At 41.1% G+C, this 21,302-nt stretch carries 19 protein-coding genes and 1 tRNA gene; 4 read left to right on the top strand and 16 right to left on the bottom strand.

The features are described from left to right. Nucleotides 1-11 precede the first annotated feature (11 nt). The 4 genes from EHQ58_RS00230 to rlmN form a co-directional block, all read right to left on the bottom strand. Nucleotides 12-527: a cytochrome c3 family protein gene (locus EHQ58_RS00230; RefSeq protein ID WP_135621330.1), complete on the bottom strand. Its 516-nt coding sequence runs from the start codon at nucleotides 525-527 to the stop codon at nucleotides 12-14. 286 nt (nucleotides 528-813) lie between these two features. Continuing rightward, complete coding sequence (locus tag EHQ58_RS00225; protein WP_135621329.1) at nucleotides 814-2,514, bottom strand: glycosyltransferase family 39 protein; 1,701 nt, start codon at nucleotides 2,512-2,514, stop codon at nucleotides 814-816. Beyond that, on the bottom strand, nucleotides 2,511-2,798 hold the full coding sequence (locus EHQ58_RS00220; RefSeq protein ID WP_135621328.1) for a Cys-rich protein: 288 nt from the start codon (nucleotides 2,796-2,798) through the stop codon (nucleotides 2,511-2,513). Before EHQ58_RS00220 ends, EHQ58_RS00225 begins: the two co-directional genes overlap by 4 nt. Beyond that, on the bottom strand, nucleotides 2,776-3,840 hold the full coding sequence (gene rlmN, locus EHQ58_RS00215) for a dual-specificity RNA methyltransferase RlmN (RefSeq protein ID WP_135621327.1): 1,065 nt from the start codon (nucleotides 3,838-3,840) through the stop codon (nucleotides 2,776-2,778). Before rlmN ends, EHQ58_RS00220 begins: the two co-directional genes overlap by 23 nt. A 256-nt stretch (nucleotides 3,841-4,096) precedes the next feature. On the opposite strand from rlmN, the gene EHQ58_RS00210 reads away from it, so the two are divergent. Continuing rightward, nucleotides 4,097-5,422, top strand: coding sequence for a sterol desaturase family protein (locus EHQ58_RS00210; protein ID WP_135621326.1), 1,326 nt, complete (start codon nucleotides 4,097-4,099; stop codon nucleotides 5,420-5,422). Between the two features lie 8 nt (nucleotides 5,423-5,430). Here the strand turns inward: EHQ58_RS00210 and EHQ58_RS00205 are convergent, their stop codons facing one another. The 4 genes from EHQ58_RS00205 to EHQ58_RS00190 form a co-directional block, all read right to left on the bottom strand. After that, on the bottom strand, nucleotides 5,431-7,425 hold the full coding sequence (locus tag EHQ58_RS00205; RefSeq protein ID WP_135621325.1) for an LTA synthase family protein: 1,995 nt from the start codon (nucleotides 7,423-7,425) through the stop codon (nucleotides 5,431-5,433). 6 nt (nucleotides 7,426-7,431) lie between these two features. Beyond that, nucleotides 7,432-8,670, bottom strand: coding sequence for a PQQ-dependent sugar dehydrogenase (locus tag EHQ58_RS00200; RefSeq protein ID WP_135621324.1), 1,239 nt, complete (start codon nucleotides 8,668-8,670; stop codon nucleotides 7,432-7,434). Nucleotides 8,671-8,755: 85 nt separating this feature from the next. Next, nucleotides 8,756-10,174 (bottom strand): Fe-S cluster assembly protein SufB, encoded by a 1,419-nt coding sequence (sufB, locus tag EHQ58_RS00195; RefSeq protein ID WP_135621323.1) that lies wholly within the window; start codon nucleotides 10,172-10,174, stop codon nucleotides 8,756-8,758. Between the two features lie 21 nt (nucleotides 10,175-10,195). Next, nucleotides 10,196-10,789 carry a peroxiredoxin gene (locus tag EHQ58_RS00190; RefSeq protein WP_135621322.1) on the bottom strand — a complete coding sequence of 198 codons (594 nt, stop codon included), beginning with the start codon at nucleotides 10,787-10,789 and terminating at the stop codon, nucleotides 10,196-10,198. 111 nt (nucleotides 10,790-10,900) lie between these two features. On the opposite strand from EHQ58_RS00190, the gene EHQ58_RS00185 reads away from it, so the two are divergent. Next, nucleotides 10,901-11,218 carry a hypothetical protein gene (locus EHQ58_RS00185; protein WP_135621321.1) on the top strand — a complete coding sequence of 106 codons (318 nt, stop codon included), beginning with the start codon at nucleotides 10,901-10,903 and terminating at the stop codon, nucleotides 11,216-11,218. 36 nt (nucleotides 11,219-11,254) lie between these two features. On the opposite strand, the gene EHQ58_RS00180 is transcribed toward EHQ58_RS00185, so the two are convergent. Beyond that, nucleotides 11,255-12,472 (bottom strand): Crp/Fnr family transcriptional regulator, encoded by a 1,218-nt coding sequence (locus EHQ58_RS00180; RefSeq protein WP_135621320.1) that lies wholly within the window; start codon nucleotides 12,470-12,472, stop codon nucleotides 11,255-11,257. A gap of 65 nt (nucleotides 12,473-12,537) precedes the next feature. Then, on the bottom strand, nucleotides 12,538-15,048 hold the full coding sequence (locus EHQ58_RS00175) for a hypothetical protein (RefSeq protein WP_135621319.1): 2,511 nt from the start codon (nucleotides 15,046-15,048) through the stop codon (nucleotides 12,538-12,540). A gap of 163 nt (nucleotides 15,049-15,211) precedes the next feature. On the opposite strand from EHQ58_RS00175, the gene EHQ58_RS00170 reads away from it, so the two are divergent. Both EHQ58_RS00170 and EHQ58_RS00165 read left to right on the top strand, forming a co-directional pair. Then, nucleotides 15,212-15,616 (top strand): PaaI family thioesterase, encoded by a 405-nt coding sequence (locus tag EHQ58_RS00170; protein WP_108975650.1) that lies wholly within the window; start codon nucleotides 15,212-15,214, stop codon nucleotides 15,614-15,616. A gap of 8 nt (nucleotides 15,617-15,624) precedes the next feature. After that, nucleotides 15,625-15,711: transfer RNA gene (locus EHQ58_RS00165), tRNA-Leu, on the top strand. A gap of 8 nt (nucleotides 15,712-15,719) precedes the next feature. Here EHQ58_RS00165 and EHQ58_RS00160 read toward each other — a convergent pair. The 6 genes from EHQ58_RS00160 to EHQ58_RS00135 form a co-directional block, all read right to left on the bottom strand. Further along, nucleotides 15,720-16,487 carry a hypothetical protein gene (locus EHQ58_RS00160; RefSeq protein WP_135621318.1) on the bottom strand — a complete coding sequence of 256 codons (768 nt, stop codon included), beginning with the start codon at nucleotides 16,485-16,487 and terminating at the stop codon, nucleotides 15,720-15,722. Beyond that, complete coding sequence (locus tag EHQ58_RS00155) at nucleotides 16,484-17,812, bottom strand: N-acetylmuramoyl-L-alanine amidase CwlD (RefSeq protein ID WP_135621317.1); 1,329 nt, start codon at nucleotides 17,810-17,812, stop codon at nucleotides 16,484-16,486. Before EHQ58_RS00155 ends, EHQ58_RS00160 begins: the two co-directional genes overlap by 4 nt. Nucleotides 17,813-17,852: 40 nt before the next feature. Continuing rightward, nucleotides 17,853-18,611, bottom strand: coding sequence for a hypothetical protein (locus EHQ58_RS00150; protein WP_246046988.1), 759 nt, complete (start codon nucleotides 18,609-18,611; stop codon nucleotides 17,853-17,855). 67 nt (nucleotides 18,612-18,678) lie between these two features. After that, nucleotides 18,679-19,332 (bottom strand): O-methyltransferase, encoded by a 654-nt coding sequence (locus EHQ58_RS00145; protein ID WP_135621315.1) that lies wholly within the window; start codon nucleotides 19,330-19,332, stop codon nucleotides 18,679-18,681. A 6-nt stretch (nucleotides 19,333-19,338) separates the two neighbouring features. Beyond that, the gene (locus EHQ58_RS00140) at nucleotides 19,339-20,175 is read right to left on the bottom strand and encodes an MBL fold metallo-hydrolase (protein WP_135621314.1); all 837 of its coding nucleotides are present in this window, start codon (nucleotides 20,173-20,175) and stop codon (nucleotides 19,339-19,341) included. Continuing rightward, entirely contained in the window at nucleotides 20,175-21,212 is a 1,038-nt protein-coding gene (locus EHQ58_RS00135; RefSeq protein WP_135621313.1) for a M16 family metallopeptidase, read from the bottom strand. Before EHQ58_RS00135 ends, EHQ58_RS00140 begins: the two co-directional genes overlap by 1 nt. Between the last annotated feature and the right edge of the window lie 90 nt (nucleotides 21,213-21,302).

The raw sequence follows: 21,302 nt of genomic DNA, 5'->3' as shown, positions 1-21,302 counted from the left end.
ATTCTCCCGATTTACCTATGACATGTCGAACAATCGTTTGGTGCGTTGTTTTCCCGGTGGCAATCCACACAGAAACCCATGTTTAACGACTTGGATTGTTTTACTTTTACCATCTCTGCCATATTGCCATGGCATGTGGAACAGTCTACGCCGCGCTGTACGTGCCGCGAATGGTTGAAGTATACAAAATCTGGCTGATCGTGAATCCTTACCCATGGGACTGGGGTGTTGGTTTCAAATTGTTGTTGTAACCATTTAACATGCTCTTGGTTGCCAGCTACGTTCGCCACCTTACTATGACAATTCATACAGGTAGAGGTAGGAGGAATTGTCGCGTGTGCGGAATTCTCAACACCAGTATGGCAATACTTACAATCTATCTTGTTATCGCCTGCGTGAATCTTATGGTTAAAAGGGATGGGCTGATCTGGTGAATAGCCCACATAACGGCTGGGTGAAAAAATCAGATATGCTAGCGCTGCCACAGCAACGATAGGCACAGAGATCTTGAGTATTTTTATGTTCATTCCTGGAATTCCTGAACCCGTTTATCCTGTCTTCTGACAAGAAAGGATAAAATACCAAAAAAAGCAAGTATGTAAGAGTTTTTGGCAGGAAAAAACATGATACGTGACATAAAATCATAGAAATCATGTTTTCGTCTTTATTGAGTCTTATTCTCAATTAAAAAACTAAAACCAGAAAGAAATCACATTAGTATATTAGATTTATCTTATGGATTACCTAAAAAAATCGGCCCCGACGTTACATCCAAGGGCCCTAAAAACCAGACTTACACAATTAGCCTAGTTATTACTTCGTAGGATTTGGGATTTTACCTGATCGTTTTTTGAGCCAAATCAAAGAAATTTTCTTCGTTACGAGAGGCCGTGTCTCTTTTTTTAGAAAAGCAACTGTCGGAGTGGCAACTTTATAGGATTCTCTCTCCATAACCACTTCGATACTGTAAGCCTTGCCTGTTGCTTCTTGGATTAGGCCAAGGTGCTCGGTTGGGACAACCACTAGCCTCTCTGGATGGTCCTTCCAAAGAGCTTCTAAAGTTTCCATATCATAGATATTTCTAAAGTTGCGATTCGCATAGAAGGCAAAGGATCGTTTTGAATTAGATAACCGAAACGTATACAATACTGGCTCATTTGGCTCAAGCTCCTTGATTTTCGCACCCATTTCCTTGGAAGGCTGGTATGTCGTAAGCAGGGGATAATAAACCAAACTGATGGCACTGTAAAACAAAGCTGCTCCAGTTACTGTCACGAGAAGCTCGATCGGTATAAATTGGGCCATTAAAAAAATAAAGACGAGACCGATCAAAAAGAAGACGGGATACAAAATCCCTACCTCTGAGACAAAAAGTGGCAGGAGGCAGTAACCAACCAAATAGATGATACCCGCAATCATAAACGAAGGTCGCATTCTTTTGGTTACCGATGAAAAGAGACTTTCCTCTGCTATGCGACCAAAGTAAATGGCAGCACCGGGCAAAATCCAATAGATATATTGCGGAAGCGGATAACGGGAAAAAGAAATCAAAAATAGAAAAAGAAAAACCCAAAACGGAACCACAAAATCAACGTTAGAATATTCATTGACTCTAATTTTCCTAAGGATCTCTTTCCAGCCAACATTTCGATAGTATCTAACGACTCTGAAACCAATGTATAGGATCATAGGTATCACACCGCTCATGAAGGCCCAGGTAAAACTTTTATAAAAGTAAAACGGATCAAATTTGATGTTGTACATTTCTTTATAAAACCGGCCAAATGATTGAATCCAGATAAAGAAAGCCGGTCCATAGGAATTAAAATCTCGGTAAAGTAAGGCGCACCAAAATGCAGGAAGGGAGGCCAAAACAAGAAGACCGGGAAACAACTTCATCGAGAGAAGCAATTTCCAATCTCTTCTAAATAAAATATCACCCCCAATCGAGAGTGCAGGAATGACGACGCTGATTGGACCCTTAGTAATGAATCCGAGTGACATCATCAAATACATTAAATAGTAATAATTTGGATTTTTTTTACGACCGAGATAATAGAAGTGATAGGTAAAAACAAGGTAGGATACTAAGTAAACGTCTATTTTGGGATCAACCACCATTGCATAAAAACCAGGTGTAATCAAATAAACAATGGCTGCAAGATAAGCCTGGCGTTCGTTTTCCCATATTAACATGGTGATGCGAAAGATGGAATAAACAGAAAGGAAACTGAGAAGTAAGGCTGGCAAACGAAAAGCTATGTTCGTCAGTCCAAATAATTGAAAGGAAGAAGCAATCGTCCAGAAAGTAAGAATTGGTTTGTCTAGATACCTTCGCCCATTATCAATTAAAGTAAAAAAATCTCCAGAATTTGCCATCTGCCTTGCGATTTCTGCGTATTGCGCCGAGTCTATGTCGATAACATCGAGAGGCAAAGTGAAAAGTAAATGCAGAGAAGATATCAGTAGTAATAATCGAAAAAAAAGTTTTTCTGTTGGGGCGAGTGTTTTCATTCGAGGGTACCAATTTGTAAAACGCAATTTCCAAAACCTGAACAGGATGTTGGCTCCTCGTCAAAACATTTCAGAATGTCACTATTATGTGTGGTGCAACCATCCATACAAGAAATGTGACCAGATCTCTTGGCTTCATTTGATAGAGTCAATTTTAGTGTTTTTTCCGTACAGGAAACAAATTGATCACATGCGAGATTGCATTTTTTTTCTACAATGTCCTGGCAATTTGCAAAAACAGCTGCCAGAAGACAGATTAGACTAATTCTTGTTACTTCCCTCATTTCTTACACCTTTTAAAGCTAACATTCCACATGCACCATTGATATCTCTTCCTGGACTCTGTCTATTGAGAATCGGAACTCCAGCCTTCGCTCTCAAATAAGAGACAAATTCACCTACTTCCTCTTCTGTCGGCCGACGCCATCCCGTAAAATCTGTATTCAATGGAATGACATTAATCTTGCATTTATTAACGGATCTCGCAATTCTTACTAGCCTTTCCGCATTCTCTTTTCCCATGTTTACATCTGGTATCATTACATACTCAAAAGTAATCATTCGATCTAATTCCTGGGTGAACCTTCTTGCAGATTCTAATAATTTCTCTAACGGATGTTTTTTGTTGATATCCATTACCGAGGAACGCGCATTGGGGTTGGGGTGATTGAGAGAAATGGCGAAATTATATGGCTCTTTGTTGTCGATAAACCGATTGATTCCTGTGACAACGCCTGCTGTCGAAATGGTGATCCTCTTTGCACCAAGACCCATGCCATCCATATCGTGAAAGATATGGGCCGCCTTCATGACGGAAAAATAATTATGCAATGGCTCGCCCATACCCATAAAAACGATGTTAGTGGCCCGGTCCTGCACTATTTTTTCTACCTGCAAGACTTGGTCGACAATCTGCCAGGTTTGTAAGTTTCCTTTGTATTCAAGAAGACCTGTCGCGCAGAATGAACAATTGAGAGTGCAACCAACTTGCGAGGAAATACAAATCGTCTTTCTTTCCCCATCGGCACTTGGGATCCAAACGGTCTCGATTTCCTTTCCTGGTTCCACATCAAAGGTAAATTTCCGAGTTCCATCTTTGGAGATAAGCTCTCTTCCAAGTTTAATTTCAGGAAATACAGTTTTCTCTTTTAGGAGTTCCCGTATTTCTTTTGAGAGTGTTGTGAATTGGTCGAGGGACGTGTATCTTGATTTATAGATGCCAGCATATATTTGTTTGGCTCGGTACGCTTCGATCCCGAGGGAGGTACAAAGAGCCTGCAATTCGGATAGAGTTTTGCCTTTTAGGACGGGATGTTCTTCTTTCATACGCTAAAGATGGCTTTGGAGCAAATTGGATTTCCGACTCCGGAAAGGCGAAATGGTCCCAAATTCCTTACTTTCCCACCATAAATGGGAAAGGCATTGCCAGCACACCATAATATCTTTCAAAATGTTTCACATTTTTGCCTTTTCTCTAGGCCCAGCCCCTTGCAAATGGGAATTGGGACCGTCTACTATTAGAGAAGCAAGCGGGACACTGTTCTTTTAATAAAAAGAACGGGAACGGAGAGGTAATTTCAACATGGGTACAGATGTTTTCACGCAAAATGGTGATACGTTTATGCAATATGCATTCGGGGCGATGATTGCGCTCATTGGCATCGAAGCATTTTTCTCTTATATCAAAAACAAGCACTACTACCGGCTAAATGCTCTCATCGCCGATGTCAGCACGGGCATCATTTTTGCCGTTGCGGGTGTGGGAATCTTGGTGGGCGCACTTTACCTGTATGATCTTGTGGAGCGTCATTTCTCCATCACGAGACTCGGGATCAATCTGTTTCCCTTAGAAAGTCCTTTGACTTTCTCACCGTTTCAAATCAATGTGCATGCATCGATTGCATGGGCCGTATCACTTGTATTAGTTGATTTCATATACTATTGGTTTCACAGACATGCACACACAATGCAAATCTTTTGGGCATGCCACGTGACACATCACTCTGCCGAAGAGATGAATTTTTCTGTCGCATTTCGTGGGAATGCCTTCCAACGAATTTTTGAATACCTATACTTCTTACCTCTGGCAGTGATCGGTATTTCCTGGCCGATGTTTTTTTTCTGCCATCGCATTCTCAAAGTGTATCAATTCCTGGTTCATACTCGATTTGTCGGAAAATTAGGATTCTTGGAACTTTTTATGGTAACTCCATCAAACCACAGGGTGCATCATGGAACTCAAAGCAAATACTTAGATAAGAATCATGCAGGGATCTTTATCATTTGGGACAAACTGTTCGGAAGTTTTGCCGAGGAAACAGAGGAACCTTTGTACGGGCTTACAAAACCAGTGCGCACTTTCAATCCAATTACAGCAAACATCCATGTCTACAGAGACATCTTCCAAAACATGAAAGCATGTAGAACAATTGGTGACGCGCTGAGAATGCTCTATAAAGAACCAGGTTGGAAACCAGAATATTTAAGAACTCCTGATGACGTCTTAAAAGAACCAGCTTATACAGAAAAATACAATCCGAACACACCTTTCGGTGTCATGGTTTATGTAAGTTTACAAGCACTCGTTCTTGCATTCGTGGGACTGATCATTTGGAAAGTAGCAAAACTCGACGTGACCGAAGGTTGGCCCTTGATCATTTCTGGATTTTTTCTGATCTTTAGTTTGGTTTCGATCAATCGCATTATGGAAATGAAAAAATGGTCTAGAAGAACGGAAGTGATTCGAAACATGCTCCTATCAGGAATGTTTGTTGGAGTTTTACTCTACTCCAACGTTCAGCTCATTTCCTATTTCACAATCCCCTTGATCCTCCTTTCCATCCTTTCGCTCTTATGGATCGTATTTAGAAGAAAGACTTTTTTTGATCTCAGCCTCGATCACGATTAGAATTACGGTTACTTAGATACTTTCATTAAATCAACAAGCTCCTTCTCAGATGGGAAGAGCTTGTTTGCTTTGAGTAAATCCTGACTTAAATTCAAGAATGCCTTTGTGTGATCACTATGAGATTTGCATTTTGGGTAATCTATTTTACAAATATGAGTATCAACAAACGGGGCTTTTATGGTCTTTGTTTCACCGATCCCACCTGCGACGGATTGGAAGTACAACATATCTCCCTGGATCCAACCGAATATGTTTCCATAGGCAAAATACGCAGAGTCTCCTTTTTGTTTTCGGAGATCCCGTCCCATAGCACTAAAATAGACTTCCCTCTCCATAAATCCGAGAACCGTTGGCAACACATCTAACTGCGAAGTAATATCCGTTCTAATCTCTGGTTTGATTTTTCCAGGAGCATAGAGAAGTAATGGTACATTTCTGTCTTCATAATAATTCAGAAATCGATGGTGCGAATGGTCAGAGACAAAAACAAAAATCGTATCATTAAAGTAAGGTGCCTTTTTTGCCTTCTCTAAGTATTCATGCACTGCATGATCGGCATAGTGAAGAACATTTAGGTATTCACTATCTTCCACTGATTTATCAAAGATCCTGTATTTTTCATCTGGAACAACATAAGGATAATGTGTGGTGCCAGTGTGAATGACTGCCATCATAGGGGATGTATTTTTCCTATTTGCAAGGCTTTCGTGGAGGGCATCAAGTGAGGCCTCATCCCAAAAACTCCAAGGACCGGTTTTGTATTCTGGATTTTTTTCCAATTGGAGTTTTCCAACCAATGTATCAAAGCCCCAGTGGAACATGATACTGCCCTTATTATTAAAGCTCAAATCGGTCCCTGTTACGAATAAGGTCTCATAGCCTTGCGTCTTGGCAACAGTACCTAATCCTGAGAATCGATTTAAGATCTGCGGCGTACGAACGGCCGTTAGTCCTGGGCGATCAGGAATACCACCGATGAGAGCCATAAGCCCATTGGTTGTCCTTCCCCCACTCGCAAAAAAATTGGTGAAAAAAATACCCTTACGTATCAACTGATTGAAGTAAGGTGTGACTTCCTTTTTATTTACGTAGGGATTTCCAATGAGATCGATAAACTTTCCCGTCCAACCTTCTAAGACTATGATGACAATATTTGGTAATGGTTTTGAGGAAACTACCGTCGTCTTACGAAGGATTGGATAGGTTTCACTTACAAACTCAGCTCCAGGATAAGCGATGGCTTCTCGCACGATCCGAGTGGAGTCTGCAAGTTCCATAAAATGACGTTTGTTTACTTCTGTCATTTTTAGATCAGTAATTGCGGTAAATCCTGGATTCAGAATAAGGTCATTGACGATGGTTTCATCTGAAATGATGGCATCACTGGTCCTCAAAGGACTCGTCTGCAGGCCACCTCGTATCCCAAGAACTAATATTGTGAGAAGAATTAAAAACTGTAAGATTGCAATCTTATAGTTAAAGGGCGTATGCACATAAGGGAATTTGATTTGTATGCGGTAGATTCCATACACTAAGACAGAAATAGCACATACCGCAGCCAAAAACAAAAAAGGGCTTTGGGAGAAAGCAGATCCGATGAGCGGTAACATTTCAAAACCTAAATAAGCAAAGGCTTCATATCCCAAATGCTTATTACCATTTTCATAATATACTAAATCTGCTCCTAGTAGCAGAATCAAAATGACAAGCAGAAATACGGGGACTACCCTCCATATAAATCTAAAGCTTTTTTTGATGTTTAAAAAATGTATGCTCGAATAAAGTAGGCTCGCGCCAATAAAGATACAAATAACGGAAAAATCAAATCTAAGCCCATACAGAAAGGCTTTAAAAATAGTATAGCTATCCGCACTTTGGATGCGATAGGAATACATCAGATAAAAAACCATGCGATAGAGCGAGAGCCCGACCATTCCGAGCCCTGCCAAAAGCAAATGAAATTTGAGATAGAAAGGAAGTCTCTGAAAAAGCGTTTTTTCCATGGGAGATTATTTTGCCTTTGTGATGAGTTTAAAAATCTTTCCCGATTGGTAATCACCCAGGAATACATCTCCTTGACTATCTCTTCCAAATGTAGAAATCAAAACATTCCATTTCCCAAGAGTAAAAACGTTAGTCACCTGTTCTGATCCATTGGGTAAGTCAAAAGCCCATATCCGACCGGAGATAAAGTCACCAAACACGTATTTGTTTTTTAAGGAAGGAATCTCGCTTCCCAGATAAACATAACCTCCGGTGATCGACTGCCCCTCTTCTCTACCATATTCATATATCGGTGGTGCGTATAAGCTAAGATCGCATTTTCCATCATAACAATGATTGCCTTCTGTGATGTTCCATCCGTAATTCTTTCCGGCCTCGATGATATCGACTTCTTCATATTTATCTTGTCCCACATCAGCCATAAGCAAACGACCATCAGGAGCAAAGGAATACCTCCAAGGGTTTCTGAGTCCAATTGCGAACATTTCAGGTAAGTAAGTCGAATCATTAATAAACGGATTATCAGAAGGAATCGTGTAAGGTTTGTTATTTATTACGTCTGCCTTCGGATCAATGCGAAGTACACTTCCCAGAATGGTTTTCTTATTTTGTCCGTTTTTTTTGGGATCACCTCGAAGTCCGCCATCTCCGAAACCTATGTATAACATTTTATCTTTTCCAAATGCCAACTGGCCCGCGTTATGATTTGGATAAGGCTGACCTACTTGTAACAGAATCCTCTCATTCCCTATTTTAAAATTTGCAAAGTCGGAGGGCGAACTCACTTTCCATTCGGAAATGATCGAGGACTCGTTACCATTCACCTCATTTGTATAATTCAAGTATACGAGAGGTTCAGTAGGATAATTTGGATGGAAGGCAAGTCCTAAGAGTCCGAGTTCACTGCCAGAAGTTACAGGAATGGAAATGACGATTCTTTTCTTTTGGTCCTTTCGGTCAAAGAGGATGAGATCGCCTTTTTTTTCTGCAATGAACATAAACCGGGGTTCATTGGGCGGGAATTGGATGTCAGTAGGTTCACTCGCAGTTGTTACCTCGCTGAGTGAAATCAGAATCTTTTCTCTTTTCTCGTCAGAACCAATGAAGACAGGATTGGATTTAAAAACCTTGTCTTCTGTTTCGAACTTTTTAGTCAGAAGTTTGACAATTTTACTACCAATGAGGTCACAGTGGTAAAGATTGAGTAGGGAAAAAAACGCAAGTATGGTAAAGAATGGTTTCATTTTTTTTCAAAGATAACAATTCAAAGTTAGCCTTGTTCCATTGAAAATCAATGAAAAAAAGAAATCTAATCAGACTACGTGTAATTTAAACTTTCTCTTTCCCTGGAATGTTCTTTTCTGCAATGACGTGCCCGTCTTCTAGAATCATCCGTATGAGCTTGGTCATTTCCACGGAATATTCAACATCAAGATGTTTGGTGACACCTTCACAGAATCCATTGATGATGAGTAATTTTGCCTCATCCTCACTGAGACCTCGAGATTGCAAATAAAACAATTGGTCTTCGTCAATCTTGGATACTGTCGCCTCATAATTGAGAGTTCCTTCTTCCCCAGAGACGTCATTATACGGATAGGCATGGGATTGAGATTTGCTATCCATCATCAGACCGTCACATTTGATGTGACTGTAAGATCCTTTGCTAGAGGGTTCAAATTTCACAAGACCTCGGTAGGAATTGATGCCTCCATCGAGTGCAACCCCTTTGGCAAGGACATTCGACCGTGTGTATTTTCCCTGATGGATGATGCGGGCACCCGTATCCTGAACCTGTCCGCTCCCGGCAAAGGCAAGCGAGAGTACATCCCCCGTAGAGTGGTCTCCTTCTAGTATAATACCAGGATACTTGATCGTATTGGCACCAATATTACAATCAGTCCAGGTAATGTGCGCACGTTCGCCACATATCCCCCGTTTTACGGTCCAATTGTACATATTCTTTTTCCAATTCTGAATGGTTGTATAAAATATTTTGGAATTCTTTTTGGCAACAAGCTCGACTACAGCCGTGTGAAAATTCGTTCCTTTATCTTGGACTGAGGTGCAACCTTCGCTGTATTCTAAATGAGAACCTTCGTCTGCGATGAGAAGCGTTCGTTCGTATTGCCCTGAACTAGCGGCCGTTACCTTAAAATAGGCTTGCAGGGGCATCGGAGATTTGACTCCCTTAGGGATATAAGCAAAGGAACCACCACTAAACACGCAAGAGTTGAGTGCTGAAAATTTATTATCGCCGATCGTAACAACAGTTCCGAGATACTCACGGACTAAATCTGGATAATCTCGGATCGCGGAGTCGATATCACAAAAGATGATTCCTAAATCAGTAAGTTCTTTTTTCACATTGGCATAGATCGTTTCCGAATCGTTCATGGTTTCCATGCCCGCAAGGTATCTGCGTTCATGCTCAGGAATGCCAAGTTTTTCAAAACTACGTAAAATTTCGGGATCTACTTCATCCCAAGATTTCTTTTTTTTCTGATTCGTTCCAACATAGTGAACATAATCATCTAAATTGATATGAAACTGAGGGATGAACCCCCAAGTTGGCATGACCTTTTCTTCATAAACACGAAACGCTTCGAGCCTAAACTCTGTTAACCAACTTGGTTCATTTTTGATATGAGAAATCGATTCAACAACCTTCCGAGTCAGTCCCTTCGGAAATGCATCCGCTTTATAAAAATCTCTTTCTTGCGGGTCGACTTGGATGGCTGTTGTCATGGATTCATTTTCCTTAGGGTCTTAATTTACGGAAGAAAAATATGCTTTGGATCCAGTAGGATCTGCTTTCATCGTTTTCTTTCCTTCATCCCAATTCGCAGGGCAAACTTCTCCGTTTTTCTCAACAAATTGGAACGCTTTGATGAGTCTCAAGGCTTCATCGATGTTCCTACCGACAGGGAGGTCATTGACGGTAGCTTGGCGGATCACACCGCTTGGATCGATGAGGAAGGTTCCGCGAAGAGCAACTCCTGCATCTGGACCAGACTCTACGAGCACACCGAAGGACTTCGCAATTTCTTTTGTCTTATCTGCGATGAGAGGGTACTTGATGTCACCAATCCCACCTTCTTTCCGTGCTGTCTTTTTCCAAGCAAGGTGAGAAAATTCACTATCAATTGAAACTCCCAGAATCTCTGCTCCGATCTTTCGGAAATCTTCTAACTTAGCGTCATATTCAATGATTTCTGTAGGGCAAACGAAGGTAAAATCAAGAGGGTAGAAAAATAATACCACCCATTTCCCTTTATAATCGGAAAGCTTGATTTCTTTAAAAGACTCTCCTACGACTGCGATGGCCTTAAAATCAGGCGCTTGTGATGTAACTTGCGGCATGGTCAACTCCTTAGAATTATTCTAAATTTAGACTGTGTTTTTGTCCAGATGTTTTTAAATGTTTGAAAAAGTTTGTGGTCGGAGCAAATATTTATTTATCACATCCCAAAAATGCTTCGAATTTCCTTCCTAATCTCAGCCCTTTTTTTTGTTTTCCTGCATTGCGATGTGGGTCCTGGCACATCCGGTAGAGACCATTGCAAAAACCAAAAAGATTTTCCTTCGTTTGAAGGGAGGATTGATACAAGCATTGCAGATAAATCAAATTGTGTGAATACTTTGCCTTTTCTCCTGCAAATTCCGGCTTCCTCAGAAGATGGACGGGAGGTGACAGACTACTTTCTGCTCTCTTGCATGAAAAATTTCAAAAAATTAAAAGAATGTGATAACGAGAGCGAATTGCCCTACCCAATCCCTTTCAAACCGTGATGTTTTTTATGAGCGATAGAATTTTCCATCGGCATATCAAATGAGTTTGGCGATGATCTGTCCTTGTTTTGTTTTGTAATGCCCGAGCTTTTCTTCAATGCGCTTTCTGCTTTTTACCGTGATCCGATCTTTGGAAATAATGATATTGGAATCGCTAAGAAAATCTTGAATTGTCTCTTTCTTAACTTTGATGATTCCACACATGCTACACAATTCTTCAAAGGCAATGGGAAAACTATAAACACTCGCATAACTTGCCTGCAGATTTGTTCCTTTGCGAATGTCCTGGTCTCGAATGGAATTATAAAGAAAGGCGTACAATCTTTTTTCTGGTAATTGCATTCTCAAAATGATCAACCTTTGGTGAGAAAACCAAATTCGACGAGCAATGCTTTCAAATACCTTTTGCATCAAGGATTCACCGACGGATTCGAAAATATTTTCTGGGGTCACACGTAAAATGACGGAGGGAGTTTCCGTTACAGCAGATGCCATACGAGGTGCATTATCAATCAATCCCATCTCGCCAAATATTTCACCGACTCCGAGGACATCGATGACGTATTCAAATCCACGAACAATGCTAAACAATTTAACCGTTCCTTCTAGCACGACAAAAATATCCTGATTCATTTCACTTTCAACGAATAGAATTTCGCCGGCTTCAAGACTGGCCTTTTGGCTCGTCCACTCATACGGTTTCGCTGATGAATTTAGTTGCTGCAATAAACTTTCCGCTTCTTCCCGCGCAATGGCTGTTTGGTGAGAATCTGCCCACTCTAAATAACGATGTAGGGAATGTGCTGCCAAAGCTGGCTTTTGCCAGGCCATATAGGTTTTTGCATTAAGAATTAATTTTTCAGGTAAATAGACTCGATCAGCAGGTTGGTTGGCTCTCGATAGATTTCTTTGCAGAGCACGCAATTCATGGGAATAAAGCCTTAGAATTTTCATCGCAAGATCTTTGTTACCTTTTAGAAAAGATCCTAACATCCGAATCGGAATTTGTAATAATTCGACATCAGTTTGCGCAAACAAAGTAACAAGAAAATGATGTTCTGTGAGAGCGGACACAAGTCCGAAGCTGTCCCCGGGATTATAATTTGTTAGTTCATGATCGACTTGGATATGTTCCGAGTCCACAGCAACTTTTCCACTACGAACGATATAAAATAAGCCAGGATTGATCGCATGTTGAACAACGATGGCTGCCCCTTTAGGGTAATTTACTACTTTAATCTCAGCTTCTGACATTACTTTTGAATCCAAAAATTCATTTTTAATTCAGTCAAATCAATATTACGAATAAAGGATCTCATTTAGCCACCTTTTGCCATAAGAAATTTTTCCATAAATTCTGTAATGTCTCGGATGTTTCGATTGATCATCTTCCGAAGTTCTGGAGGAATGTTTTGCGATTTAATCACGCGGTAATAGTTGAGGGCATTTTTAAGCATCTTTCGACGGGCAAACTCTTGTGCTTTCATTAACATTGGTTTGTATTTATAGTAAGAATATTCCATAATGGAATAATTCTTGGACAAACGAAATGCATGCGGGATCTTTCCGAAATCGTAAGTAAGCGTTAAAAATGGAGCATCATCAGCTTCGGGAGGCTTTAATTCGAGAACGCCATGAATGATCTTTTCTGGCTCCTCCTCCATCTTTTTAGCCATCTCATCAGGAGTGTCTTTAGCTTCTGATATTTCGCCTAACTCGCCATCTACGATTTCAATTTCAGGAGGCTCTGTGTCGAGCTCTGGCTCCTCGTCAAGCTCAGTTAAGTCCTCCTCTTTTTTAACGACACGATCACGAAATGCCTCTTCCGGGTCAGGCAGCCCAATCTTGAGAGAATCTTCCTGAGCCCTAGCCATAAGCTCCACTTGGATCGGGTCATCCGTCTCAATGATGGTTTCTGACTTCGCTCTAGCTGGATCAATGGCATCTGGCAGACCAATGAGCGGCATGTCCATCCTCGGCGCGTGAGGATCAACAGGCTCAGGTAGACTCAACTCTTTTCTCAGGGCATCGGTCGTCTTATCAAACCACTCTGGATCGCCTTCGATCCACTCTTCAGGCTTTTCTTCTTCAGGCTTTTCTCTTTTGTCCCTTCCTTCAGGAAGATTCAGTCTCTCCGGCATCGGCGGAAAGTAAGGCTTTAAGAGGTCATTGAGCGATGGTGGGGCTAACGTTTGTGCTCGTTTGGCGGATTCCTCTAATTTTTCAAGTGCCTTGTCTTTAAGATAGTTTTCCCTCTCTTTAAACCTATCTACTTTTCTTCGATCAGTGCCAGACCTTCTGTCTTTTCGACCTGCTTTATTTTCCCTTCTGTCGGCATTCTTTCGTCTCTCTCCACCGAGCCGGCGGTCAACGAGAGGAAGGCCACGAAAGTTTTGCCATTCATCAGAGAAGAAAGTATCTTCTGGTAAATCTAAATCCGAGATCTCTTTTTCTTTGATCTCACCCTTCGCTTTTTCTAGCTCGCTTGCAATGTCAGCTAAACTTTTCGCACTATCAGTTGCTTCATGGAGCGCTTCGGATAACGAAGACAGATCTCCTTTTAGCTGGTCTGGATTTGGTAAATAAAAAGGACCCACAATGCCTGGCAGATTGGCACCGGCTTGAGGAAAAGGTACACCCGTCTGCGGCGGAGAAAGTAAGCCTTGGTTTAAGGATTTAATTAAACTTTCGTAGTTTTGTTTTTCTTCTTTCGGATCAATTCCCGCATAACCTGGTAGTGGCGGTGAGTCTTTTAAGAATTGATAAATAACTGGGTGTAAAAAATCAGCACCAACATTTCCCGGAGGCGGAAGTGTTTCTGGCATTCGACTCTGACCTTCGAGAGTGGGCAATTTTGAAGGAGTTTCCGGAGCCGTATCTGGAAACGGCTTCGCTTCCGTGGAAGGAGGATTTGTCTGGCTCGCGCCTGCCGCTTGTGCATACTGGATTGCCTTTGAAATCGATTCAGCAAAAACTTCCGCCACTTGCTTCATGGCACTGACAAAATCTTGGTACCCGCTATCTCCATCCGTCGGAAGCATGCCTGTGTTTGGCCGGGTATTTGGTTCTGTAGGCTTCGAACTCACTCGCTCCGGAAGACCCCCGTCGCCTACGTCTTCAATGAAGTTCTCAATGTCGGAAATATTCTGTTGGATTTTATTTTTAATATCCGCATCGGGGATCCGATCTCCCGTCCGCTGAAAGATTTCCATTGCTTCTTCAAAATTATTTTTTTCGAGCAAAGCCTCCGCATTTAAGAGCGGTCTTCGATGAAAAGAATACTTTGAGTTTTTTGAAATGATATCATCTGCACTAAACGATAAGTCGGGCGTGCCCCCCCTAGTCTTCCCTGAACCAGCCTGTGAACTTTCTGATTCTTCTGCGTCTTCTCCGAAATCACCTAACGGAATCTCAGCGAGAGAAGCAGGCTCCGACTCTGGCTTCCGATTTCGCTTTCGAGATGACTTTCTATCCGAAGGATCCTCCTCTTCCTCTTTGGTCCAGTCCTCTAAGTTAGGAAATCCTTCTGGCAAGGGACGTGCATCCCCTCTGGGCATTCTCCCGCCTTCAGGCTTAGGCGTGTTAAATGGCAACTCTTCCCCACGCCCACCCCATTCGGGAGGAGGACTTGGCTTGCCAGCATCCTTGTTTTTCGACTGTTTTTTATCGGGAGGACTTGGATTTGTATCTCCTCCACGTCCGCGCCTTTTCCTAGAACTAGGTCTCGGGTCTTCCTCGGATCCGCCTCCATCCGAAGGAGATTTGATCACATTGTATAGGCCCGCCCCCGCACCAGACAAGCCAAGTAACATCATAAGGGTTGTGATCATTTGAAATGGATACCTTTTCTATTTTCGAGGATTTTGACCTAAGAATTGAGATATATTCTTGTGAATGGCAAAAACAAGGGGTTTCTAGCCCCAAAACACGGCAAAATGACCATTAGCCCGTTTTATGCTTGACAGGTAGAGTTTTTTTTCTTGTTATGGTGGCATGAAATCCGTTGCCAAGAAAAATCTCAGCTTTGCCTCCAGTCCAGACAATGGAGACGGTTTGCAGTTGAAAATCACCTTCGATGAAGACACAAAAACGGCATTCGGTGATTACACTTGCCCTGACAAATACCAAGGCTTACCGGATCAAATCCATCCAGGCATCATTTCAACGATCCTTGATGAAATCATGATGAAAATCAATGAAGCCATGAATTTTGAAACAACTACTGGTGAGCTCACCATTCGATTTTTGCAACCTGCCAAAGTGAACGAACCTCTCCATTTACGAGGATGGTTTGTGAAGAAAAACAAAAAAATCATCGAGAATCGTGCTGAGATCGAAAATGAGATCGGCAAAATAGTGGCTCGCGGAAAAGGTAAATATATAGAAGCAGAAGACTAAACTGATTTGCCGATGTGGTGGAATTGGTAGACGCAGTGGATTCAAAATCCACCGGTGGTAACATCATGCCGGTTCGATTCCGGCCATCGGTACCAAAGTGAATTTAGTTCAGTCTTGTTGTTTCCTTTGCTTTTAGAAAAAAATCCTTCTCTACTGTGTCAATCGCCTCTATGATGAGATTCATCTCACTCATAGAAAGGGCATCAAAAATAAACCTTCCCTGTTTCAATATACTGATTCCAAGTTCAATCGCACGGTGATCGTCCTGGGTATAAATGAATCCCTTTGCCTGCATCTTTTTTAATACGTCTTCCATGATGAGAATGATCTTGTCCACGAGCACCTGGTCGGTAAAGATCCGAAACAGCCTTCCGATGTCTTCACGGAACGCATCCGCATCTTTCTGTGGAATGCGTGCCAGTATTTTTATAAAACCATCTTCCGTCTGAAATGGATCACCAAGCAGTGCTTCGGCGTCAGTTTCCCGAATTAAAATTTCTTCAAATTTATGAGCAGTAACATAGGCATGCAAGGCGGCAAGTCCTGCTTTCAATGCTGCGGGAAAGTGTTTTCCAAATCGAAAAAGAGAAGCCGCTAAATTTCCAAGAATGCCCCATAATTTGGACGGATGGTAAACAAATCCCGCCAATGCACGAAAGGCAGCATCCAATTTTATCCTGTTTTCAAATTCAGGGTACAAAGCACCAAGAAAGAATTGAATGAGTAGCTCAATAGTTTCTCTGGGAATGCTCTGAAACTGAGGATAGGCTAGAAGCGATTCACTAGAATATCGTTTAATGAGTGATTGCTGGTAGGCTGCGATTACTTTCGGAAAAAGAGGATGATTTACAATTTTTTTCTCTACTGTCATGGTGATTCTGCTTCTTCAAAATATTTACCATACCGTTCCCAATTTACAGGTTTTCCTTTTGGGATCACTGGCATCATTTTTGGCTTTTTCATTTCGAGGCCAACAAACAATGAATAAATACCAACTGCGAGAGAAATAGCCGTCTCTTTTTTATGTTCTGTTAAAATCTTGATATCTCGTTTTCTATTGATGTAGCCGATTTCGATGAACGCACAAATTGCATTTGTATAGGTCGGTAAGCTATAGGTTGAGATATATGGCTTTTGGATGGGTCCCATTTCTGGATACTCTCCTTTCTTGTTCTGCAGCTGTTCGCGAACTCCATATTGTACAAAACGCATAAGCTCCGAGGTAACATAGTGATTGTCTCCGCCAAATCCTTCCCTACCGCCTTCTCTCCGCCAAATTTCTTTTTTACTTTGTTCCCTTTCCCAAAAACTGCCTTCCGCACGGAAGCCAGCATGAGATTTTGAATACGGGCCTTGGGAGTTTGCTTTCAGTAAATTTTCCCATCCTCGTTTGTCCGCATAACGCCATGTAACCATGTTTTGGCGGTATCCTTCAAATTTTGAGAGATCAGCCTTTTTTCCAGATTTATCAGCCCAATACCCATGGAAATAAATCCAAGCATCCGTCATCGCATTTTCTAGCTTTGACCAGCCTCCAGCAAACACTAGCCAGTCGGACCATGGAGAGTTTAAAAACGCTTTGGGTTTCTTTTTACCATCCGAGATATCTTTTAAAATTTTAAATGTGGCATACCCTGGAGTCAGTACGGCTGCCATTCCTCCCACTTGCCCTTTCCCAGCAGGATTTAAGTGAAGGGATAAAACCAAATGCGGTTTTAAAGAATTGATATAGGAAAGGCGACCTTTCGTTCTTTCCGAAGTTTTGGGATTTGGAAAATCATAAAGGCGGTATGGTGCGTTCACGTCTTCCGATTGTGGATCCAATTCAAAACTTGAGTTTCGTGTTAGGTGACCATTCAACACGATCCGAGGAAACGATTTGCTCGATGAAAATTTTTTCAGATATTCCGTAAACTTTTCAAATCCCTCTTCCGTTTCCGTTAGTTTTAGAACCTTTTGAACCTCTCTTGCAAGACCAAGAACTATTTCTCGTTCTGTGTGAGACCCATGTTCAGTACCTTGTTTGTATTTTTCCAAATACGATTGCGTGATGGTATCGTATTTATCTCCATAAACGCTCATCGGTTCTTTGGCGACACCACCATGCCCTGGATCCACGACAACCGTGTAGGTAGGATGAGAGAATAAAACTGTATTTAATAGAAATACAAAAATAGTAAATAGGCGATGGATCATTTAGAAAACCCAAGGAATATATTCCTTGAGTTGTTTTCGTTTATTTCGCGGGAGCGGCTTGTCCGCTGATGAGATTTCGATTGTCGGCAAGATCTTTAGCAAACTTATCACTGATGGCTTTTTTATCTGCCTCTGTGCCTTTTAAATCCATAAGTATTTTGATACCATAATCTTTAGAGATTCGATAATGAATCAAAGCTTCATAGGGTCGATTGTCTCGAACCATTTCAAGCGCCAAATTTAACTGAAAGTACGCAATTTTCAATTTATGAGCAGCTTCTGAGATATCGACGAAATTGCCCTGAGGAGGTTTTCCGCTCTCCTGAGAATCCCCTATGAGCTGAGTCTGTTCTGTTTCTGTAATCGCATCAGCACAATCAGAAAGTAAAGTTTGTACTTTTGCATCGTAGACCTTTGCAAATTTTGAAAGCATCTCAGTTAAGTCTTTTTCAACTTTTTGAACACTTTTCCCCGAGAGAATGTATGCATTTCGATAGTAGTATCTCAGAGCGATTTGGTAATCTTTCCGAAGAGTTTCCTGGGCTGTCTTCGACTCAGGGACTTCCTCACCAAAGTTAGCTGAGATAATGGTAAGTAGTTTCAGACCATTCACAATGCGTTCTCTATTTTTTTCGGAAATTTCTTTGTATTGTTTTCTTTCTAAATTTGAGCCTTGATCGAGCTTTTCAATCTCTTCATAGGATTCTTTTCCTCTATCTGGAGAAGATGCGGGAGCATTTTGAGCGGTAAGAGCGACAAAGTTTGCTATAAGAAAAAATAGTAAAAAAATATGTTTCATGATGCTGGGAAGTCTCCTAAAATATCTTCCTATTAGCTGGAAGACAAGCCTGTCTGACTACTATTTTTTATCTCTTTTCTGCGAGCAGGATGCCATCTCCTACAGGAAAGAGAGTATACTCAAAGCCTGATTTTTTCACGCGATCCCAAAGAGAACGAACAGCCAAATCGGAAGGTTTTTGGAAGGTCGGATCCATAAGTCGTCCGTGCCATAGTACATTATCGTATAAAATGCGCGCACCGGGTTTGGCATGATGCGAAATCAGATCCCAAAGTTCAGGATAGGTAACCTTGTCGCAATCAATGAAAAAGACATCTGCATCCACCCATTCAGAAACGTTTGCATACATATAATCCAAAATCCAGGAAGAGATCCGCCTAATGGGAATTTTCTTCTCACCCAGGATTTCTAATGCATATCGGTCCAAAATGGAGGCTTGATTTTCATTACGATCGACTGTAATGATTTCAGAGTTAGGTGAACCTAGAGCAATCCATAAAGTCGAATAGCCTATACCTGTACCCAGTTCCCAAATTTTATTTACTTGCCAGCTTTTAAACAGCGATTTCAAAACCGCTCCCGTTGCCGCTGTGACAATGGGAATAAACTTTTCTTTCGCAAAGGCTTCCATCTCCAAAAATAAAGGATGTGGTCTATAAACGAGTTCGTCATCGATGTAACTCTCTATCGTTCCAGCAAATACGGATGTACGTTCTTTCATTCGGATTTACTTTTTAGGAATAAACAAATGAGTTCTTTCTAAGAGACTGGCTGGCAATTTTTTAGCAATCCATTCCTGTAACTCCCGGTAGCTATAACGCTTTGATGGGTGGATGAGAACTAGAGCTTCATTTTCAAAAGAGGAAGCATGTGCGGCAATTTCATCTAGGTGAGTGTGACCCCACTCTCTAGCCCTCTCAACACCACGCTTTTCACAATAATACGTACATTCCATGAAAAGGATTTGGCTTTTACGAACTTCCTCATGTTCCAATAAAAATTCAATTTTCGTGTCCCCAGAAAAAGAGACAATTGGATTCTTGATCTCTTCTGTCGGGTCCTCACCCTTGTCTTTCATTGATCGAATGGATGCTTGGTCCAAGTTTGCATATTCTAATTTTAATTTTCTTTTTGTCTCAAAAATTGTATAACCTTGCGAAGGAATTCTGTGAAAGGAAGGTATGGCTTTAAAAAAGAATCCAGGTTTCAATGGAATTGTCTCGTGGTGGTCTACTCCGATCACCTCACACTCATAAGGAAAATCTTCCATCAGAGAATATAATTTTAGAACTTGATTGAGATTATCCTCTAAACTTTTTGGTACATAAATTTTGGGCTTTGGTAATTTTCTCAGAGAACGTTGTGAAACATAATATGGAATACCCGCCGAGTGGTCTAGATGTGCATGGGTTAGAAGGATTTGACCGATATGTATTTTGTCAGGATTGACACTACCAAAATCGAACATAAGGTCAAGAGCTGGAAAGGCAATCGAGGTACGTATGCCCCCCTCCGAAATCCCATCAAACTTCCAATTTTTATGTTCAAATAAGGCATTGGCCATTAAAGCGCACTATCTTCTGGCTGAATGAGTTTGAATTGTTTACCTAAGGAGGAATCAAGTGCCTTTGGGCCAACAACCAAAACCGAAAGGTTAGCAGGGTCGAAATATTTTTTACCCACTCGTTTCAAATCGTCCAAAGACACTTTTTCTATATTCTCTCTGAAATGTAATAGGTATTCTTTTGGCATTTCGTGATCGCGAAACCTCAACTCGTTTTGCAAAACCTTCTTACTATCAGCAAATAGAAATACAAATTGATTTGTAATGGCTACCTTCGCACGCGTTAGCTCTTCCTCCTTCAATTTGGAAATAAAATCAATTTGGATCAATTCTTGCATTAACTTCAAGACTTCAGGAACAGATTCTGTTTTGGTCATAGCATAAAAATGTAGAATGCCATATCCTTTCTGAAAGTCAGCAGCACTCCCAGCAGAATATGCAAGTCCTCGATTATTTCTAATTTCTCGCATATAATAAGAGTTAAATCCACCGCCACCTATGATATAATTTAATACTTGTATGGCATAAAAGTCTGCATCATTATGTTTAGGCAGACTACCCATCATCACAACAAATGCTTGTGAGACGTCCTTTTCCACAAGAAGATGTTTCGATTTATATTCAGAAATGTTTTTGTTTACAAGCTCCGAGCTGAGCTCTTCTGGGATTTGCATTTCTGCGGATCCAATCTTTAGATTGGATAAATATTTTTTCCAATTAGAAATTTCAGCATCTCCTGTTAACAATAAAATCCGTTTCTTCTCTGCGAAAATTTCATCTTGGAATTGTTTTAGCTCGGGCGTAGTGACGGCGTTTAATCCATCAAGTGATGAAACTTTTGCCAAAATCGTATCTTTTAGAACGCGTTCTTTTATCTTTCGCATTCCAAGGCTTGTGGGATTATCGTTTCTTCTTTTAATTTCGTCGGCTAGTCGTCCCCGCATGGTCAAAATCACATCTTCATCCAATTGCGATTCGGTCCAAAACGATGTGAGTAGCTCTATGACTCTCTTTTCATCTTTTTTTAAATAACTCAAAGAAATGATCGTCTTCTCGAAGATAGCTGGGAATTTTCCGGCACAAAATCTTATCCTAAAGATAAACTGTTACAAGAATTTGAGAAACTT

Source organism: Leptospira ognonensis, assembly GCF_004770745.1.
In the GTDB taxonomy this organism is placed as follows: Bacteria; Spirochaetota; Leptospiria; order Leptospirales; family Leptospiraceae; genus Leptospira_A; species Leptospira_A ognonensis.
This window is presented reverse-complemented; position numbering and strand designations above follow the sequence as displayed.

Bases quoted from the DNA above. Each gene is read 5' to 3' on its own strand.
- EHQ58_RS00230 (WP_135621330.1), bottom strand. From the start codon at position 527: ATGAACATAAAAATACTCAAGATCTCTGTGCCTATCGTTGCTGTGGCA.
- EHQ58_RS00225 (WP_135621329.1), bottom strand. From the start codon at position 2,514: ATGAAAACACTCGCCCCAACAGAAAAACTTTTTTTTCGATTATTACTA.
- EHQ58_RS00220 (WP_135621328.1), bottom strand. From the start codon at position 2,798: ATGAGGGAAGTAACAAGAATTAGTCTAATCTGTCTTCTGGCAGCTGTT.
- rlmN (WP_135621327.1), bottom strand. From the start codon at position 3,840: ATGAAAGAAGAACATCCCGTCCTAAAAGGCAAAACTCTATCCGAATTG.
- EHQ58_RS00210 (WP_135621326.1), top strand. From the start codon at position 4,097: ATGGGTACAGATGTTTTCACGCAAAATGGTGATACGTTTATGCAATAT.
- EHQ58_RS00205 (WP_135621325.1), bottom strand. From the start codon at position 7,425: ATGGAAAAAACGCTTTTTCAGAGACTTCCTTTCTATCTCAAATTTCAT.
- EHQ58_RS00200 (WP_135621324.1), bottom strand. From the start codon at position 8,670: ATGAAACCATTCTTTACCATACTTGCGTTTTTTTCCCTACTCAATCTT.
- sufB (WP_135621323.1), bottom strand. From the start codon at position 10,174: ATGACAACAGCCATCCAAGTCGACCCGCAAGAAAGAGATTTTTATAAA.
- EHQ58_RS00190 (WP_135621322.1), bottom strand. From the start codon at position 10,789: ATGCCGCAAGTTACATCACAAGCGCCTGATTTTAAGGCCATCGCAGTC.
- EHQ58_RS00185 (WP_135621321.1), top strand. From the start codon at position 10,901: ATGCTTCGAATTTCCTTCCTAATCTCAGCCCTTTTTTTTGTTTTCCTG.
- EHQ58_RS00180 (WP_135621320.1), bottom strand. From the start codon at position 12,472: ATGTCAGAAGCTGAGATTAAAGTAGTAAATTACCCTAAAGGGGCAGCC.
- EHQ58_RS00175 (WP_135621319.1), bottom strand. From the start codon at position 15,048: ATGATCACAACCCTTATGATGTTACTTGGCTTGTCTGGTGCGGGGGCG.
- EHQ58_RS00170 (WP_108975650.1), top strand. From the start codon at position 15,212: ATGAAATCCGTTGCCAAGAAAAATCTCAGCTTTGCCTCCAGTCCAGAC.
- EHQ58_RS00160 (WP_135621318.1), bottom strand. From the start codon at position 16,487: ATGACAGTAGAGAAAAAAATTGTAAATCATCCTCTTTTTCCGAAAGTA.
- EHQ58_RS00155 (WP_135621317.1), bottom strand. From the start codon at position 17,812: ATGATCCATCGCCTATTTACTATTTTTGTATTTCTATTAAATACAGTT.
- EHQ58_RS00150 (WP_246046988.1), bottom strand. From the start codon at position 18,611: ATGAAACATATTTTTTTACTATTTTTTCTTATAGCAAACTTTGTCGCT.
- EHQ58_RS00145 (WP_135621315.1), bottom strand. From the start codon at position 19,332: ATGAAAGAACGTACATCCGTATTTGCTGGAACGATAGAGAGTTACATC.
- EHQ58_RS00140 (WP_135621314.1), bottom strand. From the start codon at position 20,175: ATGGCCAATGCCTTATTTGAACATAAAAATTGGAAGTTTGATGGGATT.